The 18495-nt window shown below is 69.3% G+C and carries 17 protein-coding genes; 12 read left to right on the top strand and 5 right to left on the bottom strand.

Annotated features, from left to right (window positions below):
- Positions 1-66: 66 nt before the first annotated feature.
- From SSP08S_RS24255 to SSP08S_RS24240, 4 genes are all read left to right on the top strand, one after another.
- A complete protein-coding gene (locus tag SSP08S_RS24255) occupies positions 67-615 on the top strand; it encodes a DinB family protein (protein WP_019070234.1) in 549 nt (182 codons plus the stop codon).
- Between the two features lie 24 nt (positions 616-639).
- Positions 640-1281: a PadR family transcriptional regulator gene (locus tag SSP08S_RS24250; RefSeq protein ID WP_019070233.1), complete on the top strand. Its 642-nt coding sequence runs from the start codon at positions 640-642 to the stop codon at positions 1279-1281.
- Positions 1282-1364: 83 nt separating this feature from the next.
- Complete coding sequence (locus SSP08S_RS24245; RefSeq protein WP_019070232.1) at positions 1365-2330, top strand: daunorubicin resistance protein DrrA family ABC transporter ATP-binding protein; 966 nt, start codon at positions 1365-1367, stop codon at positions 2328-2330.
- Positions 2327-3088 (top strand): ABC transporter permease, encoded by a 762-nt coding sequence (locus SSP08S_RS24240; protein ID WP_019070231.1) that lies wholly within the window; start codon positions 2327-2329, stop codon positions 3086-3088. Before SSP08S_RS24245 ends, SSP08S_RS24240 begins: the two co-directional genes overlap by 4 nt.
- A 176-nt stretch (positions 3089-3264) precedes the next feature.
- On the opposite strand, the gene gad is transcribed toward SSP08S_RS24240, so the two are convergent.
- Both gad and SSP08S_RS24230 read right to left on the bottom strand, forming a co-directional pair.
- Positions 3265-4671: a glutamate decarboxylase gene (gad, locus tag SSP08S_RS24235; protein ID WP_019070230.1), complete on the bottom strand. Its 1407-nt coding sequence runs from the start codon at positions 4669-4671 to the stop codon at positions 3265-3267.
- A 42-nt stretch (positions 4672-4713) separates the two neighbouring features.
- Positions 4714-5997, bottom strand: a complete 1284-nt coding sequence (locus tag SSP08S_RS24230) for an ion channel protein (RefSeq protein WP_019070229.1) — start codon at positions 5995-5997, stop codon at positions 4714-4716.
- A 108-nt stretch (positions 5998-6105) separates the two neighbouring features.
- On the opposite strand from SSP08S_RS24230, the gene SSP08S_RS24225 reads away from it, so the two are divergent.
- The gene (locus tag SSP08S_RS24225) at positions 6106-6888 is read left to right on the top strand and encodes a MerR family transcriptional regulator (RefSeq protein WP_019070228.1); all 783 of its coding nucleotides are present in this window, start codon (positions 6106-6108) and stop codon (positions 6886-6888) included.
- A gap of 7 nt (positions 6889-6895) precedes the next feature.
- Here the strand turns inward: SSP08S_RS24225 and SSP08S_RS24220 are convergent, their stop codons facing one another.
- Positions 6896-7285 carry a YbjQ family protein gene (locus SSP08S_RS24220; protein WP_019070227.1) on the bottom strand — a complete coding sequence of 130 codons (390 nt, stop codon included), beginning with the start codon at positions 7283-7285 and terminating at the stop codon, positions 6896-6898.
- Positions 7286-7429: 144 nt separating this feature from the next.
- Between SSP08S_RS24220 and SSP08S_RS24215 the strand changes: the two genes are divergently transcribed.
- A complete protein-coding gene (locus SSP08S_RS24215) occupies positions 7430-8383 on the top strand; it encodes a DedA family protein (RefSeq protein ID WP_019070226.1) in 954 nt (317 codons plus the stop codon).
- 14 nt (positions 8384-8397) lie between these two features.
- Here SSP08S_RS24215 and SSP08S_RS24210 read toward each other — a convergent pair whose 3' ends face one another.
- Both SSP08S_RS24210 and SSP08S_RS24205 read right to left on the bottom strand, forming a co-directional pair.
- Positions 8398-10035 carry a threonine/serine exporter family protein gene (locus SSP08S_RS24210; RefSeq protein WP_019070225.1) on the bottom strand — a complete coding sequence of 546 codons (1638 nt, stop codon included), beginning with the start codon at positions 10033-10035 and terminating at the stop codon, positions 8398-8400.
- Between the two features lie 104 nt (positions 10036-10139).
- Positions 10140-10631, bottom strand: coding sequence for an inorganic diphosphatase (locus SSP08S_RS24205; protein WP_019070224.1), 492 nt, complete (start codon positions 10629-10631; stop codon positions 10140-10142).
- 244 nt (positions 10632-10875) lie between these two features.
- Between SSP08S_RS24205 and dacB the strand changes: the two genes are divergently transcribed.
- The 6 genes from dacB to folE all read left to right on the top strand — a co-directional run bounded on the left by dacB (position 10876) and on the right by folE (position 18465).
- Positions 10876-12438 carry a D-alanyl-D-alanine carboxypeptidase/D-alanyl-D-alanine endopeptidase gene (gene dacB / locus SSP08S_RS24200; RefSeq protein WP_043259655.1) on the top strand — a complete coding sequence of 521 codons (1563 nt, stop codon included), beginning with the start codon at positions 10876-10878 and terminating at the stop codon, positions 12436-12438.
- A gap of 85 nt (positions 12439-12523) precedes the next feature.
- Complete coding sequence (locus SSP08S_RS24195; RefSeq protein ID WP_019070222.1) at positions 12524-13645, top strand: zinc-dependent metalloprotease; 1122 nt, start codon at positions 12524-12526, stop codon at positions 13643-13645.
- Positions 13646-13838: 193 nt separating this feature from the next.
- On the top strand, positions 13839-14879 hold the full coding sequence (tilS, locus tag SSP08S_RS24190; RefSeq protein WP_019070221.1) for a tRNA lysidine(34) synthetase TilS: 1041 nt from the start codon (positions 13839-13841) through the stop codon (positions 14877-14879).
- 65 nt (positions 14880-14944) lie between these two features.
- On the top strand, positions 14945-15505 hold the full coding sequence (hpt, locus tag SSP08S_RS24185) for a hypoxanthine phosphoribosyltransferase (protein ID WP_019070220.1): 561 nt from the start codon (positions 14945-14947) through the stop codon (positions 15503-15505).
- 186 nt (positions 15506-15691) lie between these two features.
- Complete coding sequence (gene ftsH / locus SSP08S_RS24180) at positions 15692-17725, top strand: ATP-dependent zinc metalloprotease FtsH (protein WP_019070219.1); 2034 nt, start codon at positions 15692-15694, stop codon at positions 17723-17725.
- Between the two features lie 134 nt (positions 17726-17859).
- Positions 17860-18465, top strand: coding sequence for a GTP cyclohydrolase I FolE (gene folE, locus SSP08S_RS24175; protein WP_019070218.1), 606 nt, complete (start codon positions 17860-17862; stop codon positions 18463-18465).
- Positions 18466-18495: the final 30 nt, after the last annotated feature.

Raw genomic sequence — 18495 nt, 5'->3', positions numbered from 1 at the left:
CCGTAGCTTCGTCGGTGTCGGGCAGGGGGACGGGCCTCCTGCCGGCACCGGCGGAAGGCGAAGGCCATGGTCACGCATGTAGCGGCAGAGGCGCGGGGCGACGAGCGCGGGGCGCTGCTCGCGTTCATCGAGGAGCAGCGGGGTGGCATCCGCCGGGCGCTGCTCGGGCTGACGGAGGAACAGGCCGCGAGCAGGCCCAGCGCGAGTGAGCTCTCCCTCTCCGGCCTGCTCAAGCATGTCGCCGAGGTCGAGCAGGGCTGGATCGCGCGGGCCAAGCAGGAGCCGCCGGCGATCCAGCGGGACCAGGCCAACTGGCACGAGACGTTCCAGCTCGTCGACGGCGAGACCGTCGAGTCGCAGCTCGCCTACTGGGAGAAGGTCGCCGCCGAGACCGAGGCGTACATCCGGTCGGTGCCCAGCCTCGACGACACGTTTCCGCTGCCGAACCAGCCGTGGTTCCCGCCGGAGGGGCGGGTCTCCGTGCGCTGGGTCTGTCTGCACCTGATCCGCGAGACGGCCCGGCACGCCGGGCACGCCGACATCATCCGCGAGTCCCTCGACGGCGCCACCGCGTTCGAGCTGGTCGCGAAGGAGCAGGGCACGAGCTGGGGCTGACCTGCCGGGTCCTACGCTGGCCCCATGTCAGCGATCCGTCTCCTCGTGCTCGGCGCCGTGCGCCAGCACGGGCGGGCCCACGGCTACCAGGTGCGCAACGACCTCGAATACTGGGGCGCGCACGAGTGGTCCAACGCCAAGCCCGGCTCGATCTACCACGCGCTCAAGCAGCTGGCCAAGCAGGGCCTTCTGCACGCCCACGAGATCGCGCCGTCCACGGCCGGGGGGCCGCCCCGCACCGAGTACGAGATCACCGACTGGGGCACCGAGGAGTTCTTCCGGCTGCTGCGGGAGGCACTGACGTCCTACGACCAGCAGATGGACGTGAAGTCCGCCGCCATCGGCTTCGTCGTCGAGCTGCCCAGGGCGGAGGCGGTGGCGCTGCTGACGGAGCGCACCCGGGGCATCGCCGCGTGGCGGGCCTCCGTCACCGAGCACTACATCCCCGAGGACGGGCCCGAACAGCTGGGCCACATCGGCGAGATCATGAACCTCTGGATCCACACGGCCGACGCGGAGGCCGCGTGGACCCAGGGGCTGATCGACCGCATCGAGGGCGGGGCGTACACCTTCGCGGGGGAGGGTGCGCCGTTCGTCGGTGTCCTGCGGGAGGGCGAGGAGAACCCTTACGCGACGGGGGAGCGGCATCCTGGGGATGCTCGCTAATCAAGTTTGACTAATGCCGTCTGGGGCGTTACCTTCGCGGTGTTTGGGTGAGTAGTCAAACTTGATTAGTGGAGGGTGCTCGCGTGGCCGACATGGCGATCAGCGTTGAGGGCGCACACAAGACGTACGGGGGCAAGAAGGCCAAGGACGTGAAGAAGGCGCTCGACGGGCTCGACCTTCGGGTCGTGCGCGGCACAGTGCATGGCGTGCTCGGGCCCAACGGTGCCGGCAAGACCACGTTGGTTCGCGTTTTGGCGACCCTGTTGCGGCCCGACTCCGGGCGGGTGGAGGTGGCCGGGTACGACGTGGTGACCGAGGCGCGCGCGGTTCGGTTTCGTATCGGGCTGCTCGGTCAACATGCCGCTCTGGACGAGGAGTTGGGTGGTCGGCAGAACCTGGAGATGTTCGCCCGTCTCCACCATCTCGGCGCCCGGCACGCGCGCGTGCGTGCCGACGAACTCCTGGAGCGGTTCGACCTCGGCGACACCGGGCGCAAGCCCGTCCGCGCCTACAGCGGGGGGATGCGACGCCGGCTGGACCTCGCTGCCTCGCTCGTCACCGATCCGGAGATCCTGTTTCTCGACGAGCCGACCACCGGGCTCGATCCACGCGGACGGGCCGAGGTGTGGTCGGCGGTCCGGTCTCTGGTCGGCGGTGGTACGACGGTGCTGCTCACCACCCAGTATCTGGAGGAGGCGGATCAACTCGCCGGGCGCATCTCGGTGGTCGACCGGGGGCGGGTCATCGCCGACGGCACCCCGGACGAGCTGAAGTCCCGTACGGGCGGCGACCGTATCGACGTCGTCCTGCGCGACGCGGGGCAACTGGGCGCCGCCGTCGCCCTGTTGCCCGTTCCTGAGTCGGGCGTCTCCGTCGACGTCGACCGGCGGTTGCTCAGCGCGCCGGTCACCGACCGGATGACGGCGCTCTCCGGGGTCGTACGGGCGCTGGAGGAGGCCGGGATCGACGCCGAGGATGTGGCGTTGCGGCGGCCGACCCTGGACGAGGTGTTCCTGCATCTCACGGGAGCGGGAGAGGTGGCTGCGTGAGCGCGTATGTCCTGACGGATTCCTGGACCATGACCCGGCGTGAACTCGCCCACTGGGCGCGGCAGCCCGTGCAGGTCGTGGTGAGTCTCGTCTTTCCGGTGATGCTGCTGCTGATGTTCGGCTATCTGATCGGCGGTGGGCGGGCGGTCGAGGGGGCCTACGTCGACTATCTGGTGCCGGGGATGCTCGCCTTGACCATGGCCTTTGGGCTGGAGGGCACGATGCTGGCGGTGACCCAGGACCTCAACAAGGGGGTGATCGACCGGTTCCGGTCCATGCCCATGGCCGACGAAGCGGTTCTGGTGGGGCGTTCGGCTGCGGACATGCTTCAGTCGGCGATCGGGCTGGTTGTGCTGATCGGGGTCGGGCTGGCGCTGGGGTGGCGTCCGCAGGGTGGGGGTGGGGGCTTTTTGGGCGCTGTGGGGCTGCTGTTGCTCTTTCGGTTCGCCATGTTGTGGGTCGGCATTCAGCTGGCGCTGGTGGCTGGGCGGCCCGAGATGGTGCAGGCCGTGCAGATCCTGGTTTGGCCGGTCGGGTTTCTGTCCAACGCGCTTGCCACGCCTGCTGCTATGCCGGGGTGGCTGGGGGCAGTTGTTCAGTGGAATCCGATGTCCCAGACCGCGACCGCCGTGCGTGAGCTTTTTGGCGGTCCTGGTGGGGAACCTGGGCATGTCTGGGCTGCTGTGGTCTGGCCGCTTGTGCTGTTGGCCGTGTTCTTTCCGCTCGCCGTGCGGCGGTTCCGGGGGCTTGGGCGGTGAGGCGCCTTGCGTTTGGTGTGGGTCGGTGCCGTGTCGGGGGTGTCCGTCCTCGGAACGGCGCGGAATCGGTGTCGCAAGATTTTGAGGGTGTTGACGCGCCAACCGCTGCGGGCGGCCCCCCGACACGGCACCTTCTCGCCGTGCGCGGCCGACGGTCCGCTCAGGCCTCGGTCGCCTCAGTGGTGGAAGCCCGTGGCCGCTCCCTTGTCGCGGGTCAGGGGGTACGGCTGGTTCCGTAGTTGGGGGAGCAGTTGCGTCAGGTCGTCCAGGAAGAGTTCTGCCAGGTCTGCGGAGAAGCCGTTGCGGCAGACGATGCGGAGGACTGAGAGGTCCTCGCGGTTGGCCGGGAAGGTGTACGCCGGGACCAGCCAGCCGCGTTCGCGTAGGCGGCGGGAGACGTCGAAGACGTCGTAGGCCGTGACGGTTGGGGTTGTGGTGAAGGCGAAGACCGGCAACTCGGTGCCCCGGGTGAGGAGTTTGAAGTCGCCCAGGGCCTCGATGCGGTCTGCCAGGCCTTGGGCCACGTCGCGGGTCGACTGTTGTACGGCTCGGTAGCCCTCTCGGCCGAGGCGTAGGAATGTGTAGTACTGGGCTACTACTTGGGCGCCGGGGCGGGAGAAGTTGAGGGCGAAGGTGGGCATGTCGCCGCCCAAGTAGTTGACGCGGAAGACCAGTTCCTCGGGGAGGGCCTCCTTGTCGCGCCACAGGGCCCAGCCGACGCCCGGGTAGACCAGGCCGTACTTGTGGCCCGAGGTGTTGATCGAGGCCACGCGCGGGAGGCGGAAGTCCCAGACCAGGTCCTCGTCCAGGAAGGGGGCGACCATGGCGCCGGAGGCGCCGTCCACGTGGACCGGGATGTCGAGGCCTGTGCGCTCCTGGAGGGCGTCGAGAGCGGTACAGAGGTCGGCGATCGGTTCGTAGGAGCCGTCGAAGGTGGAGCCCAGGATGCCTACGACGCCGATCGTGTTCTCGTCGCAGAGGTCGGCGGCTGCTTGGGGGTCGAGGTGGAAGCGGTCGCCCTCCATGGGGACCTGGCGGGCCTCGACCTCCCAGAAGTTGCAGAACTTCTCCCAGCAGACCTGGACGTTGACACCCATCACCAGGTTCGGGCGGGCGGCCGGGTAGCGGTCCTTGTTGCGTTGCATCCAGCGGCGCTTCAGGGCCATGCCGGCGAGCATGCAGGCCTCACTGGAGCCGGTCGTGGAGCAGCCGACGGCCGCGGAGGGGTCCGGTGCGTTCCAGAGGTCCGCGAGCATGGCCACGCAGCGCTTCTCCAACTCTGCCGTGCGCGGGTACTCGTCCTTGTCGATCATGTTCTTGTCCCGGCACTCCGCCATCAGGACGCCGGCTTCCGGCTCCATCCAGGTGGTGACGAAAGTCGCCAGGTTGAGGCGGGAGTTGCCGTCCAGCATCAGCTCGTCGTGCACGAGCTGGGCCGCCGTCATCGGAGGGAGCGGTGCGTCCGGGAGCCGGTGCTTGGGGGGTGCCTCGGTCATGCCGCCGACCGGATTGGCCTCCCCGTAGAAGGGGTTGACCGACATGGGGCGTTCTTCGGGCTGCTCGGGACCTTTGTGCAACGGCATGTGCGGGCCTCCTGCGGAAAGAATCAAAAGGATCAACGGGTGTCAGTGGACCGGAGTTCCGTCCGCGCGCAACTGCATCTGCGGGCGCCCGGTCACCAGCAGCCAGGCCGGCAGCGAGGCGAGGCAGAGCAGGGCGAGGATCGCCGGCGAGGCCACCAGGACCGCGGCCGTGAACAGGCTCACCCAGCCCTGCCGGGTGATCGCCAGGAGCATGCCCAGGACGCCTGCTGCGACAGCGAGTGCCGGGTCCACCGCCGGTACGAGCGCGTGCGCGAAGAGGCCGAAGGCCGTGCCGATGAACACCGACGGGAAGATTCGGCCGCCCCGGAAGCCGCAGGACGCGGCGACCACCAGGGCGGCCAGCTTTACGAGCGTCATGGTCGCGAACTGGCCCGCCGACCAGCCCTCCGGGTCGGCGGCCAACTCGCCGACCTCGTCCAGTCCCTTGAAGAGCGTCAGATGGCCGCCCACGGCCGCCAGAAGGCCCAGGACCACTCCGCCGGCCGGAAGCGCCAGCATGGGGTGCCTGAGCCGGGAGAAGGCGCCGTGGGCGTACGGGAAGAGGTAGACCGCGGTCATTCCGAGCAGTGCGGCCAGTGGTGCCAGTACGAGGGCTGCGAGCAGATCGCCCCATCCCGGTCTGTCGAACGCGGGCAGGTGCAGGTCGAAGGTCGGATGGGCCACCAGGGTGGTCGTCATGGCGCCCGCCCCGGCCGCGGCCAGCGGTGCGAACACGTTGTCCCACAGCGCCCCCTTCGTCTGCCGCGCGGCCAGCGCCTCCGAGATCAGCAGTGCCGCCGCGACCGGCGTCCCGAAGAGCGCCCCGATCGTCGCCGACTCCGCCAGCGCTCCCCACGCCCCATTCGGTACCCGGGGCGCGAGTCTCCGCCCGGCCCACAGCGCGAGTCCCACGTTCACGGCGATGATCGGGTTCTCCGGGCCCAGACTCGGGCCGCCCGCGAGCATCAGCGCGGTCGCCAGCACCAGGCCCGGCAAGACTGGGGGTGGCAGGGGTGCGGCCTCCAGGCCGGTGGTCGCCGGGTCGGGGCCGGCGTGTCCGGGGACCTTCCACACCACGAGCCCGACCGCGATGCCGGTCGCGGTGAGCATCACGAGCATCCACAGCACCGAGTAGCGGCCGATGCCGAGAGCGTCGGGGAGGTTCTTCCACAGCACGTGCTGGAGTTGCTCCGCCGCCGCGCTCACCCCGAGGAAGAGCAGGCTCGCGAGCACGCCCACGACCAGGGCGGGGACGATCAACGGCAGCAGGGCGCGCGCCGGGGTCGTCGGGGCAATGGGTGCCTGTTGCGCGCTCTCCTGGGCCACGCGATCACCATAAGCGGGCAAAACGGACCCAACATCTTGGGGTAAAGGGCTTGTACCTCACGTGGCGTGAGGCCCCACCGTGGAGCGCGGACAGAGAAAGGAGCGGAAGTGAGCCACTCCGTAGGGCAGGACTCCTACTCCGTGGGACAGGTCGCCGGATTCGCCGGGGTCACCGTGCGCACGCTGCACCACTACGACGACATCGGCCTGCTCGTCCCGAGCGAGCGCAGTCACGCGGGCCACCGGCGCTACGGCGACGCGGACCTCGACCGGCTGCAACAGATCCTGTTCTACCGGGAGCTCGGCTTCCCGCTCGACGAGGTCGCGGCCCTGCTCGACGACCCGGAGACGGACCCGCGCGCACATCTGCGCCGGCAGCACGAGCTGCTGACCGCCCGGATCGAGAAGCTCCAGAAGATGGCCGAGGCCGTGGAACACGCCATGGAGGCACGCACGATGGGCATCAACCTCACCCCCGAGGAACGCTTCGAGGTCTTCGGCGACAAGGACCCCGAGCAGTACGCCGAAGAGGCCGAACAGCGCTGGGGCGGCACCGAGGCCTACGCCGAGTCGCAGCGCCGCGCCGCCCGCTACACCAAGGCCGACTGGAAACGCCTCCAGGCCGAGGTCGACGACTGGAGCGAGCGCTACGCCACCCTGGTGACGGCAGGAGAACCACCCACCGCCGAGGCGGCCATGGAGCTGGCCGAGGAACACCGGCTCCACATCGACCGGTGGTTCTACCCGTGCTCCTACGAGATGCACGTCTGCCTCGCCGGGATGTACGTCTCCGACGAGCGCTTCAAGGCGTTCTACGACGCGATGGCGCCCGGTCTGGCCGAACACCTCCGGGACGCGATCCTGGCGAACGCGTCCCGGCACACCTCCTAGGAGCCCGTCAGGAACCCGGCCCGGGGGGATTCGACACCCGGGCCAGCACCACCGCCGTCCCGTAGGCGCACACCTCGGTGCCGACGTCCGCCGCCTCGGTCACGTCGAAGCGGAACGCCAGGACGCCGTTGGCGCCACGCGCGCGTGCCTGCTCGACGAGCCGTTCCATGGCCTGGTTGCGGGTCTGCACGAGGGTCTTGGTGAGCCCCTTCAGCTCACCGCCGACCATCGACTTCAGACCGGCGCCGATCTGGCTGCCGAGATGCCGTGAACGCACGGTCAGTCCGAACACCTCGCCGATCACCTGCTCGACCCGGTACCCCGGAACGTCGTTCGTCGTCACGACCAGCACATCGGCCTGCGGCCCCTGGCCGCCGCCGTACTCTTCGATACCCATGGCTCACAGCTTTGTCCCACGAGATGCACAGTGCATCCTGGAGACACCGGTGGAACCTGGGGCGGACACATCGCGTTGATAGCTTTGTGCGGCTGTACCTGGACGCTGGCACCTCCCTCCACCCCTCAGGAGCCCGGAACCGTGATGACGCTCGCCCTCGGCCCGAGCTGGCTCGACCCGAACACGATGCTCGACCGGTTCGGGATCTGGGGCCTCCTGCTCGTGGTCTTCGCGGAGTCCGGCCTGCTCATCGGGTTCTTCCTGCCGGGTGACTCCCTGCTGTTCACCTGCGGCCTGCTGATCACCGCGGGCACCCTGGACTTCCCGCTGTGGGCGGCCGTCGCGCTGATCTGCGTCGCCGCGATCCTCGGCGACCAGGCGGGCTACGTCTTCGGCAAGAAGGTCGGCCCCTCGCTCTTCAGCCGCCCGGACTCACGCCTCTTCAAACAGGAGAACGTGGTCAAGGCGCACGAGTTCTTCGAGAAGTACGGCCCCAAGTCCCTGGTCCTGGCCCGCTTCGTGCCCATCGTCCGCACGTTCACGCCGATCATCGCCGGCGTCAGCGGCATGAAGTACCGCTCGTTCCTCACCTTCAACATCATCGGCGGCGTCCTGTGGGGCGCGGGCGTGACCCTGCTCGGCTCCTGGCTCGGCAACATCGACTTCGTCCACAAGAACATCGAAGCGATCCTCATCCTGATCGTCTTCGTCTCCGTGATTCCGATCCTCATCGAGTTCCTGCGCGCCCGCTCCAAGGCCAAGAAGGCCCCCCAGGGACCCCAGCGGCACGAGGAGCAGCCCGGAGACCCGGCCGCGACCCAGCCGTTCCCGGTCATCATGGACGACTCGACGACCCAACTCCGCCGTGTGGACGAGCCCCAACAGCAGCCCCAACAGCAGCCGCAGCAACAGCAGTACGACCAGAACAACGGCTACGACCAGTACTACGCGCAGCCCCAGCAACAGCAGGCGTACCCCCAGCAGACGTACCAACAGCAGCCCTACGGAAACCAGCAGTACGGCAACCAGCAGTACCCGCCGTACGACAACCAGGGCCAGGACCAGGGCTACTCGCAGAACGGCTATCCCCAGGGCTGACTCCCGGGCGGCGCTCAGAACCCCCGCGTCCGCTTGGCGGCCCGCCGGGCCCCCGCCGAAGCCCCAGGGACCCGCAGGAACAACCGCGAGATCTCCGACCCCAGATTGACCCCGATCGCGATGGCCATCGCGAGCGACGCCGCCGTGGCCAACGACACCAGCCCCTTGTCGACCTCGTTCTGCGCGATCGCCAACAGCCCGAAGTACGTGGCGGACCCCGGCAACAGGGGCCCGATCGCCGCGGTCGTGTACGGCAGCGCCGACGCGAACCGGTACCGCGACAGCAACTGCCCGAAGAGCCCGACCAGCCCCGCCGCAACGGCCGTAGACGCGACCGGTGAGATCTCCGCGACGAAGCGCATCGCCCCGTAGACAGACCAGGCGACACCCCCGTTGAGGGACACGAGCAGGACGGTGGATCGTTCCTGCTGGAGCAGTACGGCGAAGGTCAGCGACAGCAGGACGGACGCGCCGATCTGCCACAGCGGCCGGTCGGAGTTGCCGAGGGCCACGTCGGGGTTGAGCTGCGCGCCGAGCTTCACGCCGAAGTACAGGACGATCAGGACGCCGGCCACGATGCCGACGAAGAAGTACATGACTTCGAGGAGCCGGGCCGCCGCGGTGATGTAGAAGCCGGTCAGTCCGTCCTGTACGCCCGCCACCAGCGCCCGCCCGGGCAGCAGGGCGAAGAGACCGCCGGTGATGACCGCGGAGGCCTTCACGTCGACGTTGGCGACCGTGAGCGCGACCCCTATCGCGGCGGGGGGCATCGCGGCGACCGTGAACTGGTAGAACTCCGGCAACCCGCGCCCCGCGCACAGCCACGCCAGCCGGTCGCCGAGCATCGCGCCGAGCGCGGCGGCGAAGAACACGATGATGTCACCGCCGACGAGCACGGAGGCGGCGCCCGCGAGCAGCCCGCTGGCGGCGGTCAGCACCCAGCCGGGGTACGGGTGCCGGTTGCGCCGCATCTCCGCGAGCCGCCGGTAGGCGTCCTCCAAGGAGAGCGCGGTTTCCGGATCGCTGAGGTCCTGGACCAGCCGGAACACGGCCGCGAGCCGCGTGTAGTCGGTGCCCCGGCGCCGTACGGTCCGGGACGCGGTCACCGGATCGTCCACCAGGGAGGGCTGATAGGAGATCGAGAGGAGAGTGAAGGTGACCGTCGGCTCGCAGCGGTCGAGGCCGTAGGAGCGGCAGACCGCGAACATCGCCGCCTCGACGTCCTCCGCGCCCTCGCCGCCCGCGAGCAGCAACTCGCCGATGCGGAGCGTCAGATCGAGCACGCGCGGTACGGCGGGACCGCTGTCGTCGGGCTTCTGCACCGGCTCCGGCGCGGGCCGCTCGGACACCGGCATCCGCAGCATCGTGCGCATGCGGTCCTGCCAGGGCACGTCCTTGGTGAGGCTGACGAGGGGAATCCCGGTCGGCGGGGTGAAGGCGGGCGGAGCCTCTCTGGCGCGGTAGGTGCTGGGCGGACTGAACGCCGAGCCCTCGGAGTCGTCCGCGGCCGGCGCCGTCACGTCGAGCCCGCGCGGAACGGCGAACTCCGACGTCGTAGACGACTCCCCGTCAGCGGCCGCGACACCAGAGGGAGCTGTGAACGCACTCCTGACCTCGTCCGACTGCGGCTTGCGGTCCTCCGCTTCCGTCACTCCGTAGCACTCCCTGTACGACGCCTCCGGTGATCCTCAGTATGCGCACAGACAGGAAAACGGGCCGCACGCGTGCGCGTGCGGCCCGTTTTGCGGCAGGGGGCTCAGTGGCCGCCCTGCTCCTTCAGTCGCTTGTACGAGCGCTCGATCTCCGCCTCGGCGTCCGTACGGCCCACCCAGTTGGCACCCTCGACCGACTTGCCGGGCTCCAGGTCCTTGTAGACCTCGAAGAAGTGCTGGATCTCCAGGCGGTCGAACTCCGACACGTGGTGGATGTCACGCAGGTGCTCCACACGCGGGTCGGACGCCGGGACGCACAGCAGCTTGTCGTCGCCGCCGGCCTCGTCGGTCATCCGGAACATGCCGATCGCGCGGCACTTGATGAGGCAGCCGGGGAAGGTCGGCTCCTCCAGGATGACCAGCGCGTCCAGCGGGTCGCCGTCCTCGCCGAGAGTGTTCTCGACGAAGCCGTAGTCGGCCGGGTAACTGGTCGAGGTGAAGAGTCGACGGTCCAGGCGGATCCGACCGGTCTCGTGGTCCACCTCGTACTTGTTCCGCGAACCCTTCGGGATCTCGATCGTGACGTCGAACTCCACCGGTGGCTCCTCCATGATCAGCACATAGTTCTGGTGGTTAAGTGTCCCTCACGCAGGTGTGTGATCGCGAAAGGGGCTGGTGGTCGTGCCGGAGCTGAGGCCTTGGCGGGCCGCGAGACCGCATGTGGCGCGGGTCGCGAGAGCCGTCCGGCCCCGTCTCGAGCGGGCCGCGCAATCCGTGAAACCGCAGGTCACACGGGTCAAGCAAGCCGTAGAACCTCAGGTCGCACGGATCGGCGAGGCCGTGAAACCCCCGGTCACGCGGATCACCCGAGCGGTGAAGCCCCGGGTGACGCGGCTCACCGACGCCGTGTCACCGAAGATCACCCGGCTCGTCCGAACCGTGTCACCGCAGGTCGCGAAGTTGCCGCGGCCCGACCGAACCTGGCGGTTCACCGCCGTCGCCACCACCGCAGGGATGGCGCTGGCCGCCGTCGTGGTGACCGCCGCCGGTCCCTGGGACTCGTCCGGTCAGCGTACGGCCGAGCGGGACCACGCAGTCGCACAGGAACGTTCAGGTGGCGTAGATCACGGCCGTAATTCCGATACGTCCGCCAAGGCACCCCGACCTGCTCCCAGCGCCGCATCCGTCCTGGTCGCCCTCGGCGGTTCCGCGAACACGGTGAAGTCCGCGCCGACCGGCACGGCCCTCGCGGACGTCCTCAACCCCCTCCTGGACAACGCGGCGCTCGGCACCCGCCACACGGCCGCCGTGGTGGACGTGTCGACCGGAAAGCGCCTCTACGGAGTGGGCGCCGACGACGCGCTGACCCCGGCCTCGACCACGAAGATCGCCACCGCCGTGGCCGCGCTCTCCGCGATGGGCGCCGACCACCGCATCACCACCCGCACCGCCCTGGAGCCCGACACCAAGGAGCTCGTCCTGGTCGGCGGCGGCGACCCCACCCTGACCGCCCACAAGGACGCCGAGGGCTGGGCGAGCCTGCGCACGCTCGCCGACAGCACGGCCGCCGCCCTGAAGAAGCGCGGCGTGCGCGAGGTGACGCTGTCGTACGACACGACCCTGTACGCCGGTTCCGAACTCCACCCGATCGGGGTCAACGAGAACCTCGCCCCGGTCAGCGCCCTGTCCGCCGACGAGGGCCGTAAGGACGACTCGTCCAGTGGTCCGGTGGAGCGCGTGACGGACCCGGCGGCCGACGCGGCCCAGAAGTTCGCGGGTTTCCTCCAGGAGCACGGCATCAAAACGACGTCCCCGGGGCCCTCGAAAGCGACCGCGCGCGCGGACACCCTCGCCACGGTCGGCTCACCCCCGTTGTCCGACATCGTCGAGCGGATGCTGACCAACAGCGACAACGACATCGCGGAGGCCCTGGCCCGCCAGACCGCCGTCGCGACGGGCAGGCGGGCCGACTTCGACGGGGGCGCCGCCGCGATCGCCGCCCAGCTGAAGAAGCTTCAACTCCCGGTCAAGGGCGCGGTGTTCAACGACGGCAGCGGCCTCAACCGCGACGACCGCCTCACCGCCGACCTCCTGACCGCCCTCCTCGTCAAGGCCGGCGCCCCGGCCCACCCCGAGCTCCGCCCGGTCCTCACCGGCCTCCCCATCGCCGCCTTCACCGGCACCCTGACGAGCCGCTACACGGACGCCACGGGCGCGGCGGGCGTCGTACGCGCCAAGACCGGCACCCTCACGGGCGTCAACACGCTGGCGGGCACGGTCGTGGACAAGGACGGCCAACTCCTGGCCTTCGCCTTCATGGCCTCCAACACGACGAACACACTGGAGGCCCAGGCGGCCCTGGACCACACGGCGACGGCGTTGGCGGCCTGCGGCTGCAGTTGAACCCGCCGGGCAACGTTCCGACCAAGCCCGCCCTCGCCGACCTCGTCCCCTGCCCCAAGCCGCAGCGCTCACGTACGGTTGACGCATGACGAGCATCGGTGGTGCCGAGATGGTCGACTGGAATCTCGCGGTGGCGACCGCGACCCGACTCGTGCGGCCGGGCCCCGACGTGAGCCGTGACGAGGCCCGGGCCGTCGTCGCGGAGCTGCGCCGGCATGCGAAGGCCTCGGAGCAACACGTCCGGGGATTCACCCGGATGGGCACGGACGACATCCACGACACCCCGATCCTGGTCGTCGACCGCCCCGGCTGGGTGCGGGCGAACGTCGCCGGGTTCCGGGAGGTCCTCAAGCCGCTGCTCGACAAGATGCAGGAGCGGCGCGGCAACACCCCCGGGGGCGCGGTCTTCGGTGCGGTCGGCGGCAAGGTGACCGGCGTCGAGCTGGGCATGCTGCTGTCGTTCCTGTCCTCGCGCGTGCTCGGCCAGTACGAGACGTTCGCCCCGGCGACCCGCGAGCTGCCGGCGGGCGCGAAGGGCGGGCGGCTGCTGCTGGTCGCGCCGAACATCGTGCACGTGGAGCGCGAACTCGACGTACAGCCCCACGACTTCCGTCTGTGGGTGTGCCTGCACGAGGAGACGCACCGCACGCAGTTCACGGCCGTGCCCTGGCTGCGGGATCACCTGGAGGGTGAAATCCAGTCGTTCTTGGGGGAGACCGAGGTCGACCCCATGACGGTCCTGGAGCGCATCCGGGAGGCCGCCCAGTCGCTGGCCGGCGGCCGTCCCGAGGGCGAGGAGGACGACGAGGGCCGGTCCCTGGTGGAGATCGTGCAGACGCCCGCGCAGCGGGAGATCCTCGGGCGGCTCACCGCAGTGATGTCCCTCCTGGAAGGGCACGCCGACTTCGTGATGGACGGCGTCGGCCCGGACGTCGTGCCGAGCGTCGCGGAGATCCGCGAGAAGTTCCAGCAGCGGCGGGCCAAGGGCGCCTCCCGGCTGGACTCGGCGCTGCGCAAGCTGCTCGGTCTGGACGCCAAACTGAGGCAGTACCGGGACGGCGAGCGATTCGTACGCGCGGTCGTCGAACAGGTGGGCATGGACGGCTTCAACCGTGTGTGGACCTCCCCGAACACGCTGCCGACGAAGACGGAGATCGCCAAACCGGCGGACTGGGTCGCGCGGGTGCACCGCAAGGCCGAGTCGTGAACCGGTCGCGGACGGGGTGAAACGGATTCGGCCTACGGCAGGCGAACGCCCCCGCAATCACCCGTCCGAGGGACCGTGAGCGATGGGTGGGCGTGCGATGCTCGGGGAACGCCCCGGTTCTGTCACCATCTACACACTCTGAGTGACCGAATCTCGGGCCAACCCCCCGAAAACTTCATGAAGGGAACCGGACATGGGTCCCCATCCTGCGGTCGCGGCGATACGCCTGGCGGTCCGCCGCGTCCTCCACGACATCCTCACCGACCACGAGGCCCTGCAGACCGTCGGCGCCTCCCGGCACACCCCGCACGAGCGCCCGCCCTCGCCGCTCGTGCTCGTGGCGTGCTCCGGCGGCGCCGATTCCATGGCGCTCGCCTCCGCCCTCGCCTTCGAAGCACCCAAACTCGGCATCCGGGCCGGCGGCATCACCGTCGACCACGGCCTCCAGGCCGGCTCCGACCTGCGCGCCGACGAGGTCGTCCTGCGGCTGCGCGAACTGGGCCTGGACCCCGTCGAGGCCACCGCCGTGACCGTGGGCCGCGAGGGCGGCCCCGAGGCAGCCGCCCGGGACGCCCGCTACGCCGCCCTCGACGCCTGCGCCGCCCGGCACGGCGCCGCCGCCGTCCTGCTCGGCCACACTCGCGACGACCAGGCGGAAACCGTCCTGCTGGGCCTCGCCCGCGGCTCCGGCATCCGCTCCCTGTCCGGAATGGCCGCGGTCTCGGGGGCCGACGGCCGTTACCGCCGCCCCTTCCTCCAGCTCGACCGGCAGACCGCCCGCAAGGCCTGCATGGTCCAGTCGCTGCCCGTCTGGGACGACCCGCACAACGCCGACCCCGCCTACACCCGCTCCCGGCTGCGCCACGAAGGCCTGCCCGCCCTGGAGAAGGCCCTCGGCAAAGGCGTCGTAGAAGCGCTCGCCCGTACGGCGCAGCTCTCCCGGGACGACGCCGACGCCCTCGACACCTGGGCCAGCCAGGCCGAGGCCTCCGTACGGGACGCCACCGGCCTCCTGGAGTGCGCCAAGCTCTACGCCCTGCCGCCCGCCGTGCGCCGCCGCGTCCTGCGCCGGGCCGCCATCCAGGCGGGCGCTCCGGCCGGTTCGCTGTTCGCCCGGCACATCGAGGAAGTCGACCGCCTGATCACCGGCTGGCGCGGCCAGGGAGCCATCAATCTCCCGGGCAAGGTCGTCGCCCAGCGCCAGGGTGGCAGACTGGTGATTCGGCAAGGCTGAATCGACACCCCCTCCGGACCTCCGGGGGCGGGGCCAGGTAGTAGCCGGTTGGACGACCGAAAGTGATGCGGGTGGACGCGAAAGACATGGGTGACGACCTCCAGTCGGTGCTCATCACCAAGGAAGAGATCGACGCGAAGCTCGTGGAGCTCGCCGCGAAGATCGACGCGGAGTACGCGGGCAAGGACCTGCTGCTCGTCGGCGTCCTCAAGGGCGCGGTGATGGTCATGGCGGACCTCGCCCGGGCACTGTCCACCCCCGTCACCATGGACTGGATGGCCGTGTCGTCGTACGGCGCGGGCACCCAGTCCTCCGGTGTCGTGCGGATCCTCAAGGACCTCGACACCGACATCAAGGGCAAGCACGTCCTCATCGTCGAGGACATCATCGACTCCGGTCTGACGCTGTCCTGGCTGATCTCCAACCTGGGCTCCCGCGAGCCCGACTCGTTGAAGATCTGCACCCTCCTGCGCAAGCCGGAGGCGGCCAAGGTCGCCATCGACGTGGAGTGGGTCGGCTTCGACATCCCGAACGAGTTCGTCGTCGGATACGGCCTCGACTACGCCGAGAAGTACCGCAACCTCCCGTTCGTCGGTACGCTCGCGCCGCACGTCTACGGCGGCTAGGGCCACTCGGCCCAAGCCCTGTAAGACGATCGGGAACCCCAGCGGGTTTCGCGCCGTTGGAGCATGCAGACACGTCTCCCAGCCGTCCCGTGCGACTTCGGGCAACATTGCTGGGGTACGGTCAGAAGAACTGTCTTTATCAAACTCACTATGGCAGGAGGGACGGAGCGAATTCGCTCCGTATGGATGGACGTGAAGCGATACTTCCGTGGGCCGGTCATGTGGATCGTGCTGGCCGTCCTTGCCGTGGTCGTGTTGATGCAGGTCGTCGGCTCGTCCGGCGGCTACAAGACGGTGGACACCGGCCAGGTCGTCCAGGCGATCAACGACAACAAGGTCGAGTCGGCCAAGATCACCACCGGTGACGAGCAGACCATCAAGGTCACGCTCAAGAGCGGCTCCAAGGTCGACGGCAGCTCCAAGATCCAGGCGAGCTACATCGGCGACCAGGGCGTGGACCTCGCGGCCACGCTGCAGACCAAGTACCAGGACAAGCAGATTCCGGACGGCTACACGGTGTCGCCGACGAAGCAGAACGCTTTCGTCGGGATCCTGCTGTCCCTGCTCCCCTTCGTCCTCATCGTGGTCGTCTTCCTGTTCCTGATGAACCAGATGCAGGGCGGCGGCTCCCGAGTCATGAACTTCGGGAAGTCCAAGGCCAAGCTCATCACCAAGGACACCCCGAAGACGACGTTCGCGGACGTCGCGGGCTCCGACGAGGCCGTCGAGGAACTGCACGAGATCAAGGAGTTCCTCCAGGAGCCGGCGAAGTTCCAGGCCGTCGGCGCCAAGATCCCCAAGGGCGTACTCCTGTACGGCCCCCCCGGCACCGGCAAGACCCTGCTGGCCCGCGCGGTCGCCGGCGAGGCCGGGGTGCCCTTCTACTCGATCTCCGGTTCCGACTTCGTCGAGATGTTCGTCGGTGTCGGTGCCTCCCGAGTCCGTGACCTGTTCGAGCAGGCCAAGGCGAACGCCCCGGCGATCGTCTTCGTCGACGAGATCGACGCGGTCGGCCGCCACCGCGGCGCCGGCCTCGGCGGCGGTCACGACGAGCGCGAGCAGACGCTGAACCAGCTGCTCGTCGAGATGGACGGCTTCGACGTCAAGGGCGGCGTGATCCTCATCGCCGCGACGAACCGGCCCGACATCCTCGACCCGGCCCTCCTGCGCCCCGGCCGCTTCGACCGCCAGATCGCGGTCGACCGTCCGGACATGCAGGGCCGTCTGGAGATCCTCAAGGTCCACCAGAAGGGCAAGCCGGTCGCACCGGACGTCGACCTCTCCGCGGTCGCCCGTCGTACGCCGGGCTTCACCGGCGCGGACCTGAGCAACGTCCTCAACGAGGCCGCCCTGCTCACCGCGCGCGGCAACCGCAAGCTGATCGACAACTCCATGCTGGACGAGGCGATCGACCGTGTGGTCGCGGGCCCGCAGAAGCGGACCCGGATCATGTCGGACAAGGAGAAGAAGATCACCGCGTACCACGAGGGCGGACACGCCCTGGTCGCGGCGGCTTCCCCCAACTCCGACCCGGTCCACAAGATCACGATCCTCTCCCGAGGCCGTGCTCTGGGCTACACGATGGTCCTGCCCGAAGAGGACAAGTACTCGACCACGCGCAACGAGATGCTGGACCAGCTGGCCTACATGCTGGGCGGCCGCGCGGCCGAGGAACTGGTCTTCCACGACCCGACCACGGGTGCCGCGAACGACATCGAGAAGGCCACCGCCACGGCCCGCGCGATGGTCACGCAGTACGGCATGACCGAGCGCCTCGGCGCGATCAAGTTCGGCGGCGACAACACCGAGCCCTTCCTGGGCCGGGAGATGTCGCACCCGCGCGACTACTCGGAAGAGGTCGCCGCGCTCGTCGACGAAGAGGTCAAGAAGCTCATCGAGAACGCGCACAACGAGGCCTGGGAAATCCTGGTCGAGAACCGCGACGTGCTCGACGCGCTCGTGCTCCAGCTGCTGGAGAAGGAGACGCTGAACAAGGAGCAGATCGCCGAGGTCTTCGCTCCCATCGTGAAGCGCCCGGCCCGCCCCTCGTGGACCGGCTCCTCCCGCCGTACGCCGTCCACCCGCCCGCCGGTGCTCTCCCCCAAGGAGCTGTCACTGACGAACGGATCGAACGGCGCGGGACCCGCGATCACCGCCGGTGCGACCGCCGAGTCCTCTCCCACGCTGGAGAAGGCCCCGGAGGAGCGCCCCGAGAACTGACGCGAGCCTCACACGGCCCGAAATGGATGCCGCGTCCCCCTGGTCTTAGCCTGGGGGACGCGGCATTTTCGTTTTGCCCGCAGCTGAGGCGTGTGTCCCGCACACGCGTGACCCGCACAGGAACGAGGCACGACATGACCGACCCCGTGACGCTGGACGGCGACGGAGCGATCGGCGTCTTCGACGAGAAGCGCGCCGAGAACGCCGTACGGGAACTGCTGATCGCGGTCGGCGAGGACCCGGACCGGGAGGGGCTGCGGGAGACGCCGGGGCGGGTGGCGCGGGCGTACAAGGAGATATTCGCGGGGTTGTGGCAGAAGCCCGAGGATGTGCTGACGACGACGTTCGACCTGGGGCACGACGAGATGGTGCTCGTGAAGGACATCGAGGTGCTGAGCTCGTGCGAGCACCATCTGGTGCCGTTCGTCGGGGTCGCCCACGTCGGGTACATCCCGTCCAGCGACGGCAAGATCACGGGGTTGTCGAAGCTGGCGCGGCTGGTGGACGTCTATGCCCGGCGGCCGCAGGTGCAGGAACGACTCACCACGCAGATCGCGGACTCGTTGATGAAGATCCTGGAGCCTCGGGGGGTCATCGTCGTTGTCGAGTGCGAGCACATGTGCATGTCCATGCGGGGGGTGCGGAAGCCTGGCGCCAAGACGATCACGTCTGCCGTGCGCGGTCAGTTGCGGGATTCGGCTACCCGTAATGAGGCGATGAGCTTGATTATGGCTCGCTGAGGTTGTCTGTCGGGTGCGGCTGTGTTGTGG

This window comes from Streptomyces hokutonensis (assembly GCF_000376565.1).
Lineage (GTDB): Bacteria > Actinomycetota > Actinomycetes > Streptomycetales > Streptomycetaceae > Streptomyces > Streptomyces hokutonensis.
The sequence above is the reverse complement of the archived record's forward strand: the minus strand, read 5'-3'. Positions and strand labels throughout refer to the sequence as shown.

What these genes read in the sequence shown, in the direction of transcription:
- gad (WP_019070230.1), bottom strand. Translation starts at nt 4,671, where the DNA reads ATGCCGTTGCACAAAGGTCCCGAGCAGCCCGAAGAACGCCCCATGTCG.
- SSP08S_RS24220 (WP_019070227.1), bottom strand. Translation starts at nt 7,285, where the DNA reads ATGGGTATCGAAGAGTACGGCGGCGGCCAGGGGCCGCAGGCCGATGTG.
- folE (WP_019070218.1), top strand. Translation starts at nt 17,860, where the DNA reads ATGACCGACCCCGTGACGCTGGACGGCGACGGAGCGATCGGCGTCTTC.
- SSP08S_RS24195 (WP_019070222.1), top strand. Translation starts at nt 12,524, where the DNA reads ATGACGAGCATCGGTGGTGCCGAGATGGTCGACTGGAATCTCGCGGTG.
- SSP08S_RS24255 (WP_019070234.1), top strand. Translation starts at nt 67, where the DNA reads ATGGTCACGCATGTAGCGGCAGAGGCGCGGGGCGACGAGCGCGGGGCG.
- ftsH (WP_019070219.1), top strand. Translation starts at nt 15,692, where the DNA reads ATGGACGTGAAGCGATACTTCCGTGGGCCGGTCATGTGGATCGTGCTG.
- SSP08S_RS24250 (WP_019070233.1), top strand. Translation starts at nt 640, where the DNA reads ATGTCAGCGATCCGTCTCCTCGTGCTCGGCGCCGTGCGCCAGCACGGG.
- tilS (WP_019070221.1), top strand. Translation starts at nt 13,839, where the DNA reads ATGGGTCCCCATCCTGCGGTCGCGGCGATACGCCTGGCGGTCCGCCGC.
- SSP08S_RS24215 (WP_019070226.1), top strand. Translation starts at nt 7,430, where the DNA reads ATGACGCTCGCCCTCGGCCCGAGCTGGCTCGACCCGAACACGATGCTC.
- hpt (WP_019070220.1), top strand. Translation starts at nt 14,945, where the DNA reads ATGCGGGTGGACGCGAAAGACATGGGTGACGACCTCCAGTCGGTGCTC.